This is a genomic window from Clostridium sp. KLE 1755, from assembly GCF_000466465.2.
In the GTDB taxonomy this organism is placed as follows: Bacteria; Bacillota; Clostridia; order Lachnospirales; family Lachnospiraceae; genus Eisenbergiella; species Eisenbergiella porci.
Genome location: NZ_KE992780.1, coordinates 1 through 19,428, shown reverse-complemented (window position 1 = coordinate 19,428; position 19,428 = coordinate 1). Strand labels below are relative to the sequence as shown.

The following is a 19,428-nucleotide window of genomic DNA, read 5'->3' as shown; positions in this document are numbered from 1 at the left end:
GCCGCCAAAATATAACTCCTCTACGCCAACAATCCTGGCGAGGAGTTCAGCCGCGCTGGCAGAATTCCGGCTTTCCGAAACAGTTAGAAACGCCCCGTTTTTGAAACTGGTTCAACAAATCCCCCCACAGCCGCCCCACCGGAGAAAACCCGCTCCGCCTTCGTGACAAAAGCCGGAAGCTCCGGTGCTGACACGGTTCAGGCCATCACCCCCACCCCAAACTTATCAAACTCTTAATTTTTACTAAAGCTTTTCTGAAATCCAAGACATTTCCTGACAATATGTTATACTATAGTCATCACAAAAAATAACCCTCTTTTTTGAAAGAAAGGATGAATGACTATGGATATTACAGAAGGAATCAAAAAAATATTTCTTGCCGGTGTCGGCGCTGTTGCAACAACCGGAGAGGCTGCTAAGAACCTGATCGACAATCTTGTGGAAAAAGGCGAGCTCACCGTTGAGCAGGGAAAGGTCCTGAACGAAGAACTGAAGCGCAGCACCAAAGAGAAAATCAACAAACATGTTACCGTAAATGTGGTAAACGAGTTCAAGGATGTCTTCTCCGCAGTGGACAAGATGTCCCGCGAAGAGCTTGACGCTCTTAAAGAGAAGCTGAACGAAATGGCTGCTAAGACCGCTGAAGAAGCTGCTGAGGAAAAAGCGGATGCTGACGCCGAAGCTGCTGAAGATGAAGGCTGCGGATGCGGATGTGAAGAGAAAGAATGCTCCGAAGATGCTGCCTGCAAATGTGACGGGGAAAATTGTGACAACAAGTAATCTGCACCAGAATGACGCCTCCGGTATCCGATTAAAAGAGATACTGGGGGTTTTAAAAAAACATCATATTACTTCCGGTATTCAGCCGGAAAAGCTCCGGCTGATATTGGAAGACCTGGGACCCACCTACGTGAAGCTGGGCCAGATCATGTCCATGCGTTCCGATATGCTTCCGGAGGCCTATTGCAAGGAGCTTGAACGGTTAAGAACCGATGTTAAGCCCCTTTCTTTTGATGTCATAAAAGAGGTGATAGAAGAACAGCTGGGCTGTCCGGCAGAAGAGATTTTCACAGAAATCTCCCCCATCCCCCTGGGTTCGGCTTCCATTGCCCAGGTTCATCCTGCTGTGCTTAAAAATGGGGAACGGGTTGTCATCAAGGTACAGCGCCCCCACATCCATGAAATCATGGCGGAGGATATCACCCTTATGCGCCATGCGGTATCTCTTCTGAGATTCACTATCGGCACCGGTGATCTTATTGATTTCCGAACGGTAATTGATGAGCTGTGGAAGACCTCCCAGGAAGAAATGGACTTTCTGAAGGAAGCAGCCAACTGCGACACCTTCTCTCTCAATCATAAGGACATCCGTTACGTAACCTGCCCCTCTGTATATCATGAGCTTACCACCTCCTGCTGCATGGTGATGAGCTATATCGACGGAATCCAGATTGATAATATCGAAGAGCTGGAAAAACAGGGCTATGATATGACGGAAATCGGCCGTAAGGCCGCGGAGAATTACTGCAAGCAGATTCTGGAGGACGGCTTTTTCCACGCTGATCCCCATCCGGGAAATATCCGCATTTCCGGCGGTCAGATAGCCTGGCTGGATTTGGGTATGATGGGAACTCTTTCTTCCCGTTACCGCGCCCTTTTTAAAAGAGCCGTAGTCGCAGTCCTCAAAAATGATATGTATGAACTGAAAAATGTACTTCTCGCCCTCGGCGAAGCTAAAGGGCGTATTAATCATGCCCTCCTTTATACGGACATCGATGATATTGTAAGCAAATTCCTGACCACCGGCTTCGGCAGCATGGATGTGGGCGATTTAATAGAAAAACTGCTGGATATGGTGAAATCCCACAATATTGCAATACCTTCTGATATCACCCTGCTTGGACGCAGCATGATAACAATGGAAGGAATGCTCTCCGCCTGCGCACCTGATGTGAATATGTTCCAGATCCTCTCCTCACACATGGCCTCCATCCTAATGGACGATTTTGATTTAGGCCATGAGCTTAAGAAAAATTCGCGCCTGGCTTATTCCTCCCTGTCCAAATCCCTGGAAATCCCGGCTCAGCTCTCCGACCTTCTCAACATCACCAAAAACGGACAGACAAAGCTGAACCTGGAGCTGGTAAATGCAGAAGAGACGGGCAGGATTCTTAAGAACGGTATTCACTACCTGGTCCTCGCCATCCTGGCCGCCTCTTTGTTCATAGGCTCCGCCCTTCTGTGCCTGGCGCCGGTTACACCTCTTCTGCTGGGCGTTCCCTGGCCTGCCTTTCTTGGCTTTTGCATGGGTGGTATACTGTTTCTATACCTGCTTTTCTGTATCTTCCTGCGAAAGAAATAACCTGAAACCTGTTCCGGTTCTTATGGCCGTCCCTTAGTTGCCGATCAGGAAGTCCAGAATATCCCAGCCATCGGAACCCTTCGCCTTATACAGCTCCGTATAGCCGCACTGACAGCAGCTTATGGTAACAAACTTTTTATTCTGAACATCAAAAATCTTTGCGAAGTTGCCGCCTGTGGCCTGGAACTGGTCGCTCTCATAATTCTGGCATCCGCATTTCGGGCAAATGTATTGTCTTTTTTCCATGATCCTCTACCTCATTTCCTCCATATTGATGCTTCACATTATAGCAGATTATTCTTAAGATAGATCTTAAATTAATCTTATTTTTCTCTAAAACCGTTTATTTAAAGAGCAGTTTCCTTTATAATTTTTATGTAACTTTTGTTCCCACAGCTGCTGCCGAAAGCCATCCTAAATCACCTATAACGTTGGCTTTCGGCTCAGGGAATCCGCAAAAGAGGAGGTATATCCTCTGCTCACCAAAGGGTTCGCATTTTGCTTCGCAAAACAAGGAGGATTGGTATGGCAATTGTTGGTGGATTATTAGGTATTTTAACTTATCTGCTTGTTATCGGCGTGATAGGAGGTATTTTATATTTTGTTGTGAAGGCCGCGGTAAAAGAAGGCATGCTGGATGCCCTTGAAGAATGGCATAAGGAGCATGACGGGGACGGCAGCTTTTAGAAGAACTATAAAAATACACCAGCCTTGCTGGATGAATTTCCGGCCTTCTTATTTATTTCTCTTAATCAGACTGCCACCCTCCCTGCTTTGTTTACTGCAAGGAGGATGGCAATTCATTTTTCCACTACTTTTTCAGTTCAAATATGTAAGCCCTTCAGGACACGGATAGTTCCAGCATAAAACTACTCACCACATAATTGTTATAATATCCCCAATCCATGACTACTGCAGTGTCTTAAGTCTATTGCATATTCATTACAGTGCGTATGTAAACAATTATTTCCAAGGCTTATTTCAGTCAAAACAAAGAGTTACACAGCTTTCCCCCAGTTTTTCGGAACATATCCTTACAATACACTCACCAGCGGTCCCGTCAGACCTTACAACAGCATAGGCGCGTCCGCCAAAAGCATGGATATGGTTTGCCCTCATACTTTCATGGCTTTCCGGATTTCCATTATCCACTCCGATAACTGAGGCTGTTCCTTCAGTAATAAAAGTCAGTTCTGATTCCGCCTGAGGACATAGATTTCCTTCCGCATCTATTATTTCTGCTTCTATCTGGCCAATATCCTGGCCGTCTGCCATCAGCTGCTGCCTAAAGCAGGTCACCCGGATTGCTGCGGGAGTTCCGGCTGTCTTTACAGTATGACGCACCACATCTATTCCATCCCGGTAGCCCACCAGTTCAATACATCCCGGCTCATAAGGTACATCCCAGCTTAAAAACAGATTATCTGTATTAACCGGGATAGGCTCCTTATCAAAATGTCCATAATACTGTGTCATACCATAGGCCGGATAGGAATATGCTTTTTTCCCATAAGACCTTCCATTCAGGAACAGCTCGGCATATTCACAGTTTGTATAACCCAATGCCTGTATTATCGTTCCTTTCTCAACATCCATATTCCAATGAGGAAGCAAGTGTGCCATTGGTTCCCTTCGTTTCCAAATGCTCTGGTAGAAATAATAGCCATCTTTTTCATAACCGCAGGTATCCAGTACTCCGGCACTGGAAGAACGACCGGGCCAATGGGCCTCTCCCAGATAATCAATGCCCGTCCACATAAAATCTCCGGCGACATAATCATGAGTCATAGTAAACCGAAGCAATCTCCCAACCGCTACCGGAGCACTGTAATAAGGCCATTTCCACCATCCGGCTTTTTCCTGCATCCCCAGCTGATATTTTCCCCTCACGCCTCCAATGCTGCTGTTTTCAGTACCTATTACACACCAGCCCGGATTCGCACGTTTGTCATCATCGTAAAGAGTTTCCGCCCTGGTACGCCACCTGTTTACATAATTATAACCTACCACATCCAGTTCATCCAGAAACTCCTGTGTTGCCGCCGCAGGCTCCGCACAGATTTGATCATTTGCCTGCGTTACAGCCCGATCCGGATCCATTTCCTTACAGATATCTTTTAAATGTCTCGCAGTAAGATATCCCTGTGCAGCAGTTTGTTCCGGTACTTCATTACCGATACTCCACAAAATAATTCCGGGATGATTTCTGTCCCTCATCAGCATTGTCCTTAAATCCTGCTCATGACAGCTGTCAAACCATTCCGAGTATCCTCTGCTTTCATGCGTATTGCTTCCCAGCTCCTTACTCTTCAGAATACGCCATTCATCAAACGCTTCATCCATTACCAGCAGTCCCATACGGTCACATAAATCCAACAATGCCGGATCCGGCGGATTATGTGACATACGAACGGCATTAGCTCCCATGTTTTTCAGTTTTTCCAGTCTTCTCTCCCAAATCTGCGGATGAACAGCCGCTCCTGCACATCCTCCATCATGATGTATACAGACACCATTCAGCTTCACCCTTTTTCCATTCAGAAGAAAACCTTTATTACTGTCAAATACTGCGCTCCTGAAGCCGGTCATTAATTCCACTTCATCCTGCAGCTCTTCGTTTTCCCAAACACTTGTTTTTACCTTATACAACGCCGGATCAGATATATCCCACAGTCTGGGAACCTTCACACAGATATCCTGTGTAAAAATAATCCGTTCCCCGTCTATATTTCTGCCATCCTGTGTTCGTTCCTGTACACACAGTGTCCCGTCCGGAGTATAGATACAAGTCTCCACGCAAATTTTTCCGGCCTTCAAAGCTTTATCTCCGTCAGAAAGATCTGCCGAAGACATACATACCTGTGTTTCTACAATCAGCTTCGCCTGTTCTTTTGTTACTTCCGGCTGACGAACCCACACACCATAAGGAGCCACATGAAGCCTTTTTACTCCATAAATCCATACATTCCTGGTAATTCCTGAACCGGAATACCAGCGAGAGCTTGGCTGTGCGGAATTATCTACCTTAACATCAATAATATTTTCACTGCCGTCATGGTTCGCCACATCGGTTATGTCCCATCCAAAGGGAGTATATCCATACACATGTCTGCCAAGATACTTTCCGTTAATCCAAACCTGTGTATTCATGTAAGCGCCTTCAAAATGAATCATAACTCTGCCGTCATTTAATGCTTCAGGCGCTATTCTGAAAACTTTCCGATACCATCCTACCCCTGTTTCCACATACCCACCGGAACCACAGGAATCTGCATTTTCATCAAAAGGGTATTCCAGGCTCCAGTCATGGGGCAGTTTAACCGGCCTGAAGTCCTTTGTCGGTGGCTCTCCCGGTGTAAAATCACAATCTGTATGGCAGAAAAACCAGTCCAGATTGAAGTTCTCCACCTGTCTTACACTTTTTGTCTCTAAATACATTTTCAATCCTCCATGCCGCATTTCTATTTTCCTACAGATTTTCTGAGCAAAATATCATGTCCTAAAAGCGTTTTTGCGTTATAGGTATCTCCCCGGAGACAATTAATTAACTGATTTCCCAGTACATTCCCTACCTGCCTTGCAGAAATACTCACCGCTGTTACCGCAGGGGAAAAGCAGTCCAGATTAGTACTGTTATAGAGAGATACAATTGAAATATCCCTGGGAATACGATAGCCCTCTGCCTGAAGCCGGGACATAATTTTTGTACAAATCACATCATCCCCGCAAATGATACACTCTATCTTCCCGGCGAAAATATCAGCAATTATACTGTCTATTAACTCCATATGGATAAAGTTCGGATAAAACATCTGGTTGGCTCTGTCTAATCCATTTTTATCCAGGGCATCATAATAACCCTGGCACCGGCTTTTGTTTACTTCGTAGGATACAATACCCACTACCATGGCAAATCTTCGGTATCCCTGACTAATCAGCAGAGATACCATTGTTTCAGCAGCTGCCCTGTTGTCCGTATCTACCTGGATTACATCCTTATATTCACAGGTACCCGCCAGGCCAGTCGGAAAATGAATGTCTGTCAGATACTTTAAAAGCCTGTCATTTTCCACTCCGCGCAGTAAAATCATTCCATCCACCTTTTTATTTTCCACAAGTGTCTGTACTCCTGATATTTCATTTACTTCGCCTACCGTAATCAATACATTATATTTAAGCATTGTTGCCATTTCGCTGATACCAAGCAAACATTCCTGAAAGAAGGGGACATTTATGGAATAAGCATCGGTAGGAATTACCACCCCAATATTCTGGGTCGCGGTTATCTTTGTTTCCTGTATTTTTTCCACCCATCCTCCCTGTTCCTTTGCGAAGGTTTGTATTTTTATTCTCGTAGCCTCCCCAATCCTTCCTTTACCGGACAATGCGCGGGAAACAGTACTTTTAGATACTCCCAGATGTTTTGCCATCTCATCAATTGTAATTTCAGCCACTCCTTTCAAGAGTAAAAGCCGGCCTGACGGCCGGCTTTACCTTTTTATACTTTATGTTTAACGGGTAGCCAGCCATGCATCATACTGTGTATAGAATTCATCATAAATGTTCTGCAGGCCCGCATCATAACACTTCTGAATCATCTCATCCAGTGTTGCATCGGAATCATCCACAAGTCCCAGTTCCAGCATGGGAACATAATCAGTCAACACGGCAGTAACCGCGGAAACATAGGATTTTACATTCGTATCGTCGAATACAAACGTAATGGTAGGATTCATCACTACACGCTCTTTCCAGGAATCGGTAATTAAGGTTTCGCGCTCAGGTGTTCCCGCCTCTTCCAAATCACCATTTTTTATTGCCCAGGAAGCTGAAATATTCATTGCAGGATATTCTGTTGCCTTATCAAGCTCCATATACTGTCCCTTATCATCGATGCTGTAATGTTCGCCTTCGATGCCAAGAAGAAGCAGTTTATTCAGATAGGTATCGTATTTGATAAGATCCAGGACCATTCCTGCCCGTTCAGGATTTTTCGATCCGGCTGCAATTGCCATATCATTATTGGAATAAGCTTCCGCACCTACAAGATGATCCTTGGTAAGATCATAAGCCATACAGCTTACGCCCTCTGTCTTTTCCGCCTGTTCCATGTATGTAAATACGGAGGCATTCCACGCTATGGACGCACCCTGAAGATTTCCAAAGGAGTCATCATCCGTGACGGTATTAGTTAATGCACTACGGCTCCAACAGCCTGCATCTGCCAGTGTTTTCATATCCTTAGCATACTGACGGAAGGAATCATATTCATAGGCAAGCTTAATATCCTCTTTTGCAGGAATGTTGCCTTTATATTCATACATCATATCAAGCCAGCTGCTGTCCAATGCCAGGAAAGTGTCGGTCTGCTGACGGTATACATCCCACAGTTCATTATTATCACCAGATGCCGCCAATGCGTAAATCCCGCTTTCCGGCGTCTCCTTCTCTGCAATGGTAAGAGCAAACTGCATATAATCATCCCAGTTCTTTAACTCCGACATTCCGTACTTTTCCATAAGATCCTGACGGACTGCTACGATTTTCCCCATAGGAGCCGCTACATTGGAAGGCACCGCAATTGTTTTTCCGGAAATAGTAGTCTCATCCCAGCTTTCCGCTGCCTGATATTTATTAGTTAAAGGCATATAAGTTGAAATAAAGTCACCAGTCAGCTCATAAAAGGAACCTTTTGCGGCTTCATTATACATATAGCACCAGGGAGCAGTGAAAATAAGATCCACCTGTTCACCGCCTGCTAAAACCAGGGAATACATTGTCTGATAATCACTCCAACTCATAACTGTTACCGCAAGCTTAGTATTGTATGGTTCAAGGTACTCATTTACCAGCGCTAGAACCTTATCCCAGTCATTCGGTGTATCTCCTATCAGATACATATTAACCGTATATTCCTTACTCAGATCCGTTGCTGCATAGATTTCTGGGGAGGCTGCAATTTCCACACCTGCGCCTACAGCCTCAGGAAGGCTGTCCAGAAGTGAACTTCCCGGCTCAGTTCCTGCTTCAGCTGTCCCGCTGCCTGCAGCAGAAGCAGTTTCTGTGCTTTGTCCGCCTGCGGATGACGAAGGCTCTGTCTTTGTACTGCCGCAGCCTGCGAACAGGGTAATCATAAGACACATTACCAGGGTGATCGATAACAATTTTTTCTTTTTCATAAGAAACCTCTCTTTCTTTTTTTATGTTAAGAAGCTCTGGCGCTTCATACATATCTTAAATTCCATTCTTATAATTTCTCAATTATCCCTTTACAGCTCCAATCGTCAGACCCTTGACAAAATAACGCTGAACAAATGGATACAAAAGTACAATAGGTCCGGTAGCTATTATGGTCATTGCCATTTTCATACTTTCCAGAGGAATCGACGGCAGCGCAATACCTGATTTTTCAGCAACAATACGCATAGCCTCCGCACTTCCCAGCATCCTTTGCAGATAATACTGCAGGTTAAACATATTTTCATTGGTGATAAACAGCATACAATTGTACCAGTCATTCCAGTAAGCCAGCGCTGAAAAAAGACTCAGTGTTGCCAGCAGAGGCTTGCTCAGCGGCAATATCAGGCGGGCAAATATAACGAAGTCATTTGCCCCGTCTATTTTAGCAGATTCACTGATTGCACTGGGAATCCCGGCCATAAAGCTTTTTGCAATAATCATGTTCCAAACGGAAAACATCAGCGGAAGCAGGATTCCAAGATAAGAATTTTTCATATTCAGGTATCTGACGCACAACATATACCATGGAACCAGTCCTCCGTTAAACAGCGTAGTGAAGAAAAAGAAAAATGATACCTTATTGCGCCATGGAAAATCTTTGCGGGATAATACATAGCCTGTCATAGTTGCTATGAATACGGAAAGAAGCGTCCCTCCTGCAGTAACACCGATTGTTGTCAAATAAGCCTTCATTATGGATACAGGATTCTTAAGGCAGAGCAGATAACTCTGTACGCTGAAATCAGTAGGTATTACAGGGTACCCGTTTCTAATTAAAGATGCCTCAGAGGTAAAGGAAGCAACTATAATCAAATAAAATGGAAGCACACATACCAGGGCAAACAAACCGATAAGAATATATCCAAGTACATTTACGGCAAGAACATCTTTGCTCATTCTCCTGCCATGATTTATCTTTTTTTCTGACATATTTTATACTCCTTCCATTAATACAGGGCATAATCCGGATCTGCTTTTTTTACCAGTCTATTACAGATAGTAATTGTTATAAAACAGAGCACTGACTGATACAATCCGGCAGCGGCTGATACACCAACATCACTGTTATTTATCAATAGCCGGAATACATAGGTATCAATTACATCAGTAACAGGCTGTAAGAGTGCGCTGGTTTTTACCGTCTGATAAAATAATCCGAAATCTCCGCGGAATATATTTCCGATACCCAGCAATACCAGTATCATCATGGTAGGCATAAGAGAAGGAATGGTAATATACTTAATCTTCTGCCATGCATTGGCTCCATCTATGGAGGCAGCTTCAAACATTTCCTGATCCAGTCCCGTAATAGCAGCCAGATACACTACAGAACCATAACCTGTCTGCTTCCACAGCTTGAGAAAAATCAATACAATTGGCCAGGCTGCCGGTGTATTATACAAATCGAAGGATTCCGCCCCCAGCAGATTCAGTATATGGTTAAATACACCCTTTTCAAAATTGAAGATGTTATACATAATTGCGCCTGCTACAACCCAGCTTATAAAATAGGGAAGAAACATAAAGGATTGCGCAATCTTTTTAAATTTCTTACTGAGCAGTTCATTCAGCAAAATGGCGCTGCCCATTTCAAAAACCACTCCCAAGAACAAAAATGCGATATTATAAAGCAAGGTATTACGCGTAACCTGCCCTAGTTTTCCTGCAATAAGCAGTGCTTTGAAATTATCCAGTCCTGACCACGGAGAACCATATATACCGCCTGCATATTGATAATTCTTAAACGCAAGCACAATACCTGTCATTGGTATGTACGAAAAAACAATAACATATAGCAACGCCGGCGCCAGCATCACCAAAAGCATCCAATGCTTTCTGGCAGTTTTAAAAAACGGTATTTTGTACCGCTTATCCTCCGCTACTTTTCTCATTCTTCTACCTCCGTTTGTTTAATGATAATGTTCTATTAATGCAACCCCCATATGAAAAACTGGATTTCCGATTCATACTATGGATAATTTAATCGCGCAACAAATCCTAAATTATCCTTTATTTTTTTATTATTTTCAGTTTATTTTGCACATTTTTCGCAAAAACTAATTTTATACTTTTTGTTATTTATTCATATATTTCTATTAATTATTATATATATTTCTATTAAATTTCTATAAAATAATAATACTCTTGTGTCTTTTAACAATCAATTCGCATAAAAAACAAATATGTTTTATATGCATTATATAATTCCTCTAAAAATTATTCATTTATTTGCGCAACATTGAGCAACATATAATTAATCGCTCCTTACCATGCAACGCAAAACAATCAAATACCCCGCTGCAAGCAACGAGGCATCAAACTTGCAGCGCTGCAAAGCAGCGGGGTATTTGATCCTCGCGGCAGTCGCCAAGTATCCATGCAAGCATGGATACTTGGCTCGTTGCTCGCGGGAATAACAGACTTTTATGCGGCGCAATATCCGGGTGAAATTTTACAGGATAAAATATTCTCCGCATGAAGCTGCACTTCTTCAGATCATTTTTTTTTTAATATTTTTATAATTTCCAAACACTTCCCCTCCCCCATTCGTTCTATATATGAAAGCGCTGATAAAGCCCCGAAAAACCCCATCCACCGGAAAGGAGGTAACCCCATGAACCCTGAACTATATTATGAATATTTTCTGTTTACATCCGGATTACAAATTGAGAACAACAGACGCAAAGCAGAGCTGCTGGAACAAAATCCGCCGCCAAAGAGAAGCTTATCATCCTTTTTCCAAAGGCTTTTATCCCCGGCACGAAATCCGTCCAGACCGACAAGGCCCCGGAAAATACCGGACAAATCCATAAACCTACGATTTTATTTTCATTCCGTATCCGTTACAATAAAACCAAACAGATAACCCGCAGCCTGTCAGGAGTAATTTATGATAACGCAGATATATCATTTGTTTTTTCAGGAGCTTGTACATTATGCAGTCGGCATGACCGGCGACAAATGCTCGGCCGAGGATATTGTCCAGGAAACCTTCCTGCGCGCCCTGGAGCATGCGGATGTCCTGAATGGCCTTGATAAACACCAGTGCCGCGCCTGGCTGTATAAAACAGCGCGCAATCTATTTATAGACAGGGTAAGACGGGAGGCAGCGCGTCCTGAGGCTGGGGTAAAGGAAGAAACCGAGGACGATTTGTCACAGATCGAAGTCATGCAGCTTTGCAGTGAGCTGCCGGAGGAGGAACGGATTCTGTTTCTGAAACGGTACTTTGAGGGCTACGATTCCACCCAGCTTTCGGATATGTATGGAATTCCTCCTTCCACCGTCCGGTACAGGCTTTCAAGCGCCCGGCGCAAACTGCGCCTGAAATACCCGGAATTAAAGTAACTATGAGGATTATTTATCAAAGAAAAACAGGAAAAAGAAAGGCAGAATTATGGAACAATTAAAGAAATTATCAATTAATACCGCACTCTGTGATATGACTGAACTCACGGAAGAAATACTTTCCGGTTATTCGGAGCTTAATGTTAATGCCGCAGCAGTTCTGTTATCGGAACGGGCATCCGTACTTCTTTCCCGCTACTCCGTAAAAATTAATACAGCCAGTACACTCAAGGTTCCGGAGGGAACGAACACCATTGTTAAAAACGGTTCCGTTGTAATAGACGGAACTGACGCTGCCGCTGATAAAACGTTTCTTATGGTAAATGGTACATTGCTGCTTCACCCCGGGGCGGAAAAAGCTATGGAGAATTATGTGCAAATCATGGTAAATGGCTGCCTTATTTATCCGAAAAGCCTCGCCGGATATGTATCCCGCATCCATGTAAACGGACAGCAAAAATGTTATCCTGACAACGCCGTATGTATTCTGAAGGATCTTACTGTCGATAAATTTTTTATAATCCGTGCAGTGCAAAATACTCCATATTTTATTACCGGCAAAGTAACCATGATTGATCCGACGCTTGACCTTTCCATACTCATTCAAAAAAATGTATCCCTGCTGTGTGAAAAAGCACTGGTTAAGGAAAGCTTCTTTGAGCAGTCTCTTTCCCTGCTTGATGAAAATACTGATATTTCTGTTATTCCCGATGATTTCAGCCTGCTGCCTGATACTATGGAACTGAACGGATTTACACTGGCACAGCTTGGTAAAAAGCTTATCAGAATCGGGGATCTGTATATTACAGACAAAACAATGGAGGTTCTTCCTTCCCTGGAAGCACTGAAGGTCACCGGTACAATCTGCCTGCCGGAAAAATTCAGCAGTGAATTCCTGACATATCCCGTGGAGTATGGAAACATATCTCTCATAAAAGGAACCCTTATTTCAGACAAAAGCACACTCCACATAGATAAACAGCTTCTTGAACAGACCCCGGACGGCCTGCATGTCATGGACTGCGCCACTGTGGAAATTGATGAAAATATCCCCGCAACGCTTGCCCGTGAACGTCTTTTTTTGGAGGACTGCGCCCTTATAAAATGCCCTTCGGAATTAAAAAGTATTATAGAACTGATTTCTTCAGATGTTGCCTCTATTTCTGATTATACGGAGGAAACAGAGGGCGGCGATGAAAAAAACGATGATACCATCTATATCAACGCAGCCACATATAAATTCTGACCAACCGTATTTATCATTGTATCTCATCCACTGATATAATTATTTGCTGCCCACGCGGAAAAAGGAGCGCTGCTGTTATATTTGCAGTCGCTCCTTTTTATGTTTATTCAATCCGGTAAATATCCACATAAGCCTTTCCTGCGATATCCACCGTCACATTCCCGGCCTTCCTGTCGGCATCAAGTTCAAATACCGCATAGATAAGTCCGTTCTGTGCCGTAACCTCCACTATCTCACCGTCGGCTATGATGGAGAAGTCATTCAGCTCCTTCCCTATCTGCACGCTTTCCTTTCCCACATTCATTTTTCCGCAGGATGCGACATAGGTGACCGAAGTCCCATAGATATTAGCTACGAAATCTCCCGGCTTTTGCATATGGATACAGATTTCAACAGCTCCTGGCTTCTGCGCCATATAGAAAACCTTGCCCTCGCCCTGGGAGGCGGACACGCTTACTCTCGCCTTCTGGAATTCCCTGACAGGCACCTGCCTCAGCTTAAGCCCCTCCGGTGTCTGCGCCAGCGTCAGCTTTCTCGGAAGGCCCATCACACCGGTATACATCTTTCCTTTGTTCTTCGTACGCAGCCAGGGAATCGTAATAATATCCTCCGTCCCCCAGATAGTCTGCGCCGCATAGGGAATTCCGGTCAGATACGCCTCGTGCCTCACACCGTCCGATTTAAATTCATAACCGTCAAAATCACCAAGGAAATAAAACCCGTCCGCGGTCCAGAACATCCACTTGCTGCCGCCACCTTCCACGGGCACCTCCCGTAAATCAGGGCATTCGCTTGCCTGATCCAACGTAAGCACCTGGGTTTTCTTCCAGCTTTTCAGATCCCTGGAGCGCAGAATCATGAAATCATTCGCTTTCAGGTATAAAACCATATAATAAGCTTTGCTTCCCTCATGCCAGTAAACTTTGGGATCCCTGTTTTCCTCTGAAATATGCTTTACCACGCTTCCTTCCAGCTTCACAATATTCTTTCCGCCGTCCGTACTGTATGCAATCCTCTGGTTAAAGGTTTTGCCAAGGCTCCATTTGGATTTGTTTCCCGCACAGGTATAGAAGAAAATATGCGCATCCTTGGGAAGTCCCAGCATGCCATGTTCGTTCACGATTCCGCTTCCCGAATACACCACGCCATTGCTGTCGGGATACAAAGCGGTTTCCTTCTGTTCCCAGTGAAGCAGATCACGGCTCACCGCATGCCCCCAGCACATGTTTTCCCATCTGGTATCAAAGGGATTCTGCTGAAAATACAGATGGTATATCCCATCCTGGTAAATCAGCCCGTTGGGATCATTCATCCACCCTGTATCCGGCGCAAAATGGATGAGAGGATGGGGCTGCGTATTTTCCGGAATGCTGTCGCACAGGGACACGGCATCCAGAAAACTTCTGGGTATTTCCCCTTCTATCAAAAAGGTTTTTCCCTGATATTTTTCCACATTTACCGGCGCAAAATAGTGGAAGCTGTAAAAACCCGACTCCTTGTCATGCATGGGAACTGCAAACTCAAAAATCTTTTCATTCCTGCAAAGCACCGATACTGTCTTCACTTCCTTTTCCGCACATACCGGAATCAGAAGATATTTTCTGTTAATCTCAATATACCTTTTCATAACCTTCCTCCTTTACCTGCAATCAGGACACCCCATTTACATATCTGCCATGTGTTATGAAAAGTATAGCATATCCGGCTTTCCTATTCCATGTTTTCCGGCCTTTTCCGTTTTTGCTATTTATAGATCAGGGTAAGAAAATTTACGAGCCATCCGGGAAGCCCCGGATTGTAGGTTAGGATAAAATCCTTCATGGCTTCCTTTGATGTGAGACTGTCCGTCACGGTCATATTCCATCCACTTATCCTGGCGCCCTGCATGCCGGCCGCCGTCTTTCCGCTTACCGACACTCCGGTGGCAACCTCCTTCCCCGCCGCCGCAACTCCGGTGGCATAAATCCCCACACTGGAAATACCGCCTGTCACAATTCCCATCGCAACCACTCCAACTGTCATCGCTCCCAGGGAAATAACCCCCAGGGAAAAAAGCAGTCCCAGAGACAGTACACCAAAACTGAGTACGCCAGCTGAAAAAATCCCCACGCTCACCACTCCAAATGCCAGATTACCCACTGCAATGATTCCCCATGCCGCATCCCTGAGCCTGACCTTCCCGTTTCCGCCTCCGAATTTCACATGAACCAGAGGAAGGCCAAAAACAGAAGCCTTGCTTTTATATTCAAAACCTTCCCTGCAGCCGATAAATTCCTTTATTTCATTCAGGGATTTCTTCATTTCCTCAGTTTCCCGCGATGAAGTCTCCGGCCATCCGGCATCCATTTCCCACTGTCCGCTATCCTGCTGCCTCTTGATATCACTGCCTCCCAGGCCCTTCCCCGCACCGTAGTCCGGTACGTCTTCCACTCCTGGAAATCTTCCGTTCCGGTTTTCACAGTCATCAATCAACAGATAATCCAGGGACACCTGGAACAGTCCGGAAATTGCAATCAGCTTGCTGATTTCCGGCATGGTTTTATCCGCTTCCCATTTACTGACGGACTGCCTTGAGACCTCCAGGTATTCCGCCAGCTGCTCCTGGGACAATCCCTTTTCCCTGCGCAGCACAATCAGCTTATCACAAAATTTTTTCATAAACACTCCTATCCGCCGTCTGATTACGTTCTTCTTTTGCAACAGTTCATATAACTGGGCTGTTACCTTTTTTATAAGCTTATTTTTCCACAGAAGGCCTGTATTTACAAGAAATCAGCATATTGCAATTTGTCACCCACAGGTTGCATCCCTGTAAATCCGGCATTTTCATGTCTTTGTCTAAAAAATAAGACAGGGTCTCTTTTCAGATACCCTGCCCTGCACACCGCCCTTTTGCCGGTACTCATTCATTTTCTTTCCGTGCCGATACGATCAGCATCATCGGCCGGCGCATTTCGTCACGCATCCCCGGAACCGTATCCAGCATTTCCTCCGGCGGCTGCGGCTCCTGGACATCCATAATAGCAAAGCCTTTTTTTATCAAAGTGGAAATATATGTTGTCAGTGTCCTGTGATACTTGATTACAGGCTCCCCCAGGAAAACAGCATTTCTTTTTCCCTCATAATAGTAATTATCCACCGGAAAATGAAGAGGTTTTCCATTTTATCATAAAACCAGTCCTGGCTTCCCTCTGCGGTAAAAACAGGATGCTCCGCAGAAAAAATAAAATATCCACCAGGACGTAAAAATTTTCGGATCTTATCCACAATCTGATCATAATCCCTGATGTAATGAAGTGCAAGGGAACTTAACACAATGTCAAATTCGCCTTCCTCAAACTGCGCATCTTCAACAGGGCAGCACAGATACGTTATATTTTCTCTGCTGTGGCGGTTTTCTGCCTCCTTCAGCATCTTCTCTGAAATATCCACACCCACCACCTGCACAGCGCCGTGATCCGCCGCATATTCACAATGCCAGCCATAGCCGCAGCCAAGATCAAGAACTTTCTTCCCTGTAAAATCCGGAAGCATTTCCTTCAGGGTTTTCCATTCGCCTGCTCCCTCCAGCCCTTTCTTCGACCGCTCCATCTGACTGTATTTATCAAAAAAAACATTCTCATCATATTTATTTTCTTTCAAGATTATCCCTCATCTTCTCTTCCCATTCTTTTTCCTTAAAGCCTGTCAGTATAAAATCCTCCGCCACAATGAGAGGGCGCTTTACCAGCATGCCATCCGTGGCAAGAAGCTTCAGCTGATCCTCCTCACTCATTTCCGGCAGCTTGTCCTTCAGCCCCAGCTCCTTATATTTCAGGCCGCTTGTGTTAAAAAACCTTTTTAACGGCAGCCCGCTTCTTTTATACCATTCCTTCAGTTCTTCCTCCGTAGGATTATTCTGGGCTATATGCCTGTCCTCATAGCTTATTTTTCTTTCATCCAGCCATTTTTTTGCTTTCTGGCAGGTGGAACACTTGGGATATTCTATAAATAACATGGCTTTACACTCCTTTTTACCTATTTTGTTTTTACAGCTGCGGCACAATCACATCCATACAGCAGTTCATCATGCTTATTGCATCACGGGCTTCCGCATTGATTGCAATCACGGCATTTTTTTCAGGAAGCTCAATGGCGAACTGTCCGTACTTACCGTCTGCGCGGTAGGAATCATAAGGGCCTCTCCAGAAAAGATAGCCATAACCATCTTCCCCGTTTTCCACCTGTTTTCTCACGGCTTCCTTCATATATGCCCTGGGAATCAGCTGCTTTCCGTCCCATTCCCCTTCCTGCAGGCAAAGCTGGCCGAACTTCATCAGCTCCGTCACACATAAGAACAAACCGCCCGCGCCGAAGCTATATCCAAAAGGATCCGTTTCCCAGGTCGGCCTTCTGATTCCCATGGGCTCAAACAGCCTGGGCATCAGATAATTTATCAAATCGCAGCCCGCTCTTCTCTGCACCAGGATACCGGCCAGATAAGGCCCCACATTATTATACAGGAAACAGGTTCCCGGCTCCTGTGTGAAAGGCCGGGACAGACTGTAGCGCACCCAATCCTTTTCTTCCATAAACGGACGCTGTTCCCCCATGAGATAAGCGCCGTCCTGTCCGAGGCACATGGTAAGCAAATCCCGCACCGTGGCCTTCTGCAGATTTTCTGAAGGATTTTCAGGGACTTCCTCCCGGAACACATCGCAGAGCTTTTCCTCCAGGCCAAGCAGCCCTTCCCGCTCCGCAATTCCCACCGCTGCGCTGGTAAAGCTTTTGCTGGCGGAATACTGGTTTCTTCGCATCTCCACGTCCCAGTCCCTTTTCAGAATCACCTGTCCGTCCTTCATGACAGCCAGATTTACGATCCTCATCTCTTCCGCTTTGTACTCAATTTCCCTGATATCCATTTTCATATCCCCTTGTTTTGCAGGGCAGAATTTGGTTTTTCCGCCGCTTCCGGCTTTTGCCCTTTTTATCAAATTATATATTATCAAACAGGCTCAGCTGCGTACATTCATAGCCCCGCTTATAAGCCCTGACAATGTGCTTCATCTCATAAAGAATCCCGAATTTGCTGCATTCCTGGGTAAATACCTCCCAAAGTGCGGCGGCTCTGGGACTGGTACATTTATAGCGGATCCCATACCTTTTCTGATACCGGGATACATAATCTTCTTCCGGAAAAATCTCCTTCAGCTTAGCATAATACCATTCCCGCTGCCGTTCCCTCATTGTCATGCCAAACGCCGGGTAAATGAATTTTGCCCCGGCCTCATGGGCCTTTCGTACAATGGAAACCACATTTTCCTCATTATCCTCCAGAAAGGGAAGGACAGGCATCAGAAGAATGCCCGTAAAAATCCCCGCCTCACTCAGCATTTTTACCGCTTCAAAACGGGCGGAGGAGGGGCATACCCCCGGTTCCAATTTGGAGGCAAGCCCATCCCCTGCAGCAGTAATTGTAATCTTGCATAAAACCGGGGAATGCTCTTTGATATCTGAGAGGATATCAATATCCCTCAAAATCAAATCGCTTTTTGTTGCAATCGCCGCTCCAAAACCAAATGCGTCCACCAACTGGAGCGCATGTTTCGTCAGCTCTTCCTTTTTTTCAAAAGGATTGTAGGGATCGCTCATAGCCCCCGTGCCTACCACACCGGTTTTTACCTTCCGCCGCAAATCATCCCGTATGATCCGCAGCGCATCCTCCTTGGCCCTTACCGTATCAAAATGATCAATCTGATAGCAGGCGGAACGGCTGTCACAGTAAATACACCCATGGCAGCATCCCCTGTAAATATTCATATTGTAATCAATACCAAACCATGCCGTGGACTTTGTCCTGGTCACAATTGTTTTCGCGGGTACGTATTCCAAATTAAGCCACTCCCATGTACTGCATGCAAAAGCCTACGGCCTCCTCCAGCACTCCGCCAAAGAATCCTGTGCTTTCCGCCGTCATAAAACCCGCAGCCATTAAAGCCGCGCCCAACACTAATACACTGCCGCAAAGCAGTGCCTTTTTCTTTTCCATAGATAAATCTCCTCATAAACAGAACAACCAGTGTAACTGACGGCCTTCTTCAATGATCCGGCCTCTGCCTGAACGGCAAATTTCAATACTTCTCCTCAATATATTCTTTATATTCTCTTTTTCCGAATTTGTCTATTCTTTTTTACAATTTCCATGCAAATTATGTAACAGACAATATGTAATGACCCCACATTTGTAATCTCGTG

General features: G+C 44.9%; 17 protein-coding genes and 2 pseudogenes. 5 read left to right on the top strand and 14 right to left on the bottom strand.

Annotated features, from left to right (window positions below):
* Window positions 1-342 precede the first annotated feature (342 nt).
* Window positions 343-780: a phasin family protein gene (locus tag HMPREF1548_RS27370; protein WP_035324297.1), complete on the top strand. Its 438-nt coding sequence runs from the start codon at window positions 343-345 to the stop codon at window positions 778-780.
* A complete protein-coding gene (locus HMPREF1548_RS27365; RefSeq protein ID WP_276946312.1) occupies window positions 668-2,362 on the top strand; it encodes an ABC1 kinase family protein in 1,695 nt (564 codons plus the stop codon). The genes HMPREF1548_RS27370 and HMPREF1548_RS27365 overlap by 113 nt, the downstream gene beginning before the upstream one ends.
* 33 nt (window positions 2,363-2,395) lie before the next feature.
* Here HMPREF1548_RS27365 and HMPREF1548_RS27360 read toward each other — a convergent pair whose 3' ends face one another.
* Entirely contained in the window at window positions 2,396-2,608 is a 213-nt protein-coding gene (locus tag HMPREF1548_RS27360) for a zinc ribbon domain-containing protein (RefSeq protein ID WP_021640106.1), read from the bottom strand.
* 279 nt (window positions 2,609-2,887) lie between these two features.
* Between HMPREF1548_RS27360 and HMPREF1548_RS30180 the strand changes: the two genes are divergently transcribed.
* Window positions 2,888-3,049 carry a DUF6019 family protein gene (locus HMPREF1548_RS30180; protein ID WP_021640105.1) on the top strand — a complete coding sequence of 54 codons (162 nt, stop codon included), beginning with the start codon at window positions 2,888-2,890 and terminating at the stop codon, window positions 3,047-3,049.
* A 294-nt stretch (window positions 3,050-3,343) separates the two neighbouring features.
* Here the strand turns inward: HMPREF1548_RS30180 and HMPREF1548_RS27355 are convergent, their stop codons facing one another.
* The 6 genes and pseudogenes from HMPREF1548_RS27355 to HMPREF1548_RS27335 all read right to left on the bottom strand — a co-directional run bounded on the left by HMPREF1548_RS27355 (window position 3,344) and on the right by HMPREF1548_RS27335 (window position 10,494).
* The gene (locus HMPREF1548_RS27355) at window positions 3,344-5,800 is read right to left on the bottom strand and encodes a glycoside hydrolase family 2 TIM barrel-domain containing protein (RefSeq protein WP_055725951.1); all 2,457 of its coding nucleotides are present in this window, start codon (window positions 5,798-5,800) and stop codon (window positions 3,344-3,346) included.
* A 23-nt stretch (window positions 5,801-5,823) separates the two neighbouring features.
* Window positions 5,824-6,672, bottom strand: coding sequence for a substrate-binding domain-containing protein (locus HMPREF1548_RS27350; protein WP_276912842.1), 849 nt, complete (start codon window positions 6,670-6,672; stop codon window positions 5,824-5,826).
* Window positions 6,673-6,696: 24 nt separating this feature from the next.
* Window positions 6,697-6,792 (bottom strand): annotated as a pseudogene (locus HMPREF1548_RS30995) (LacI family DNA-binding transcriptional regulator); the annotation flags it as partial.
* Window positions 6,793-6,873: 81 nt separating this feature from the next.
* Window positions 6,874-8,541: an ABC transporter substrate-binding protein gene (locus HMPREF1548_RS27345; protein WP_021640101.1), complete on the bottom strand. Its 1,668-nt coding sequence runs from the start codon at window positions 8,539-8,541 to the stop codon at window positions 6,874-6,876.
* A gap of 82 nt (window positions 8,542-8,623) precedes the next feature.
* On the bottom strand, window positions 8,624-9,532 hold the full coding sequence (locus HMPREF1548_RS27340; protein ID WP_021640100.1) for a carbohydrate ABC transporter permease: 909 nt from the start codon (window positions 9,530-9,532) through the stop codon (window positions 8,624-8,626).
* A 17-nt stretch (window positions 9,533-9,549) separates the two neighbouring features.
* A complete protein-coding gene (locus HMPREF1548_RS27335) occupies window positions 9,550-10,494 on the bottom strand; it encodes an ABC transporter permease (protein ID WP_021640099.1) in 945 nt (314 codons plus the stop codon).
* Window positions 10,495-11,492: 998 nt separating this feature from the next.
* Between HMPREF1548_RS27335 and HMPREF1548_RS27325 the strand changes: the two genes are divergently transcribed.
* Window positions 11,493-11,948, top strand: coding sequence for an RNA polymerase sigma factor (locus HMPREF1548_RS27325; RefSeq protein WP_021640096.1), 456 nt, complete (start codon window positions 11,493-11,495; stop codon window positions 11,946-11,948).
* Between the two features lie 49 nt (window positions 11,949-11,997).
* The gene (locus tag HMPREF1548_RS27320) at window positions 11,998-13,194 is read left to right on the top strand and encodes a hypothetical protein (RefSeq protein ID WP_021640095.1); all 1,197 of its coding nucleotides are present in this window, start codon (window positions 11,998-12,000) and stop codon (window positions 13,192-13,194) included.
* 103 nt (window positions 13,195-13,297) lie between these two features.
* On the opposite strand, the gene HMPREF1548_RS27315 is transcribed toward HMPREF1548_RS27320, so the two are convergent.
* The 7 genes and pseudogenes from HMPREF1548_RS27315 to HMPREF1548_RS29735 all read right to left on the bottom strand — a co-directional run bounded on the left by HMPREF1548_RS27315 (window position 13,298) and on the right by HMPREF1548_RS29735 (window position 19,222).
* On the bottom strand, window positions 13,298-14,821 hold the full coding sequence (locus HMPREF1548_RS27315; RefSeq protein ID WP_021640094.1) for a glycoside hydrolase family 32 protein: 1,524 nt from the start codon (window positions 14,819-14,821) through the stop codon (window positions 13,298-13,300).
* A 116-nt stretch (window positions 14,822-14,937) separates the two neighbouring features.
* Window positions 14,938-15,852 (bottom strand): helix-turn-helix transcriptional regulator, encoded by a 915-nt coding sequence (locus HMPREF1548_RS27310; RefSeq protein ID WP_021640093.1) that lies wholly within the window; start codon window positions 15,850-15,852, stop codon window positions 14,938-14,940.
* Between the two features lie 244 nt (window positions 15,853-16,096).
* A pseudogene (locus HMPREF1548_RS27305) lies at window positions 16,097-16,836 on the bottom strand (class I SAM-dependent methyltransferase).
* Window positions 16,823-17,191 carry an arsenate reductase family protein gene (locus HMPREF1548_RS27300; RefSeq protein ID WP_021640089.1) on the bottom strand — a complete coding sequence of 123 codons (369 nt, stop codon included), beginning with the start codon at window positions 17,189-17,191 and terminating at the stop codon, window positions 16,823-16,825. The pseudogene HMPREF1548_RS27305 and the gene HMPREF1548_RS27300 overlap by 14 nt, the downstream one beginning before the upstream one ends.
* 31 nt (window positions 17,192-17,222) lie before the next feature.
* Window positions 17,223-18,095 (bottom strand): serine hydrolase domain-containing protein, encoded by an 873-nt coding sequence (locus tag HMPREF1548_RS27295; RefSeq protein ID WP_035324298.1) that lies wholly within the window; start codon window positions 18,093-18,095, stop codon window positions 17,223-17,225.
* Between the two features lie 73 nt (window positions 18,096-18,168).
* On the bottom strand, window positions 18,169-19,065 hold the full coding sequence (locus HMPREF1548_RS27290) for an SPL family radical SAM protein (RefSeq protein WP_035324294.1): 897 nt from the start codon (window positions 19,063-19,065) through the stop codon (window positions 18,169-18,171).
* A 1-nt stretch (window position 19,066) separates the two neighbouring features.
* Complete coding sequence (locus tag HMPREF1548_RS29735; RefSeq protein ID WP_021640086.1) at window positions 19,067-19,222, bottom strand: hypothetical protein; 156 nt, start codon at window positions 19,220-19,222, stop codon at window positions 19,067-19,069.
* Window positions 19,223-19,428: the final 206 nt, after the last annotated feature.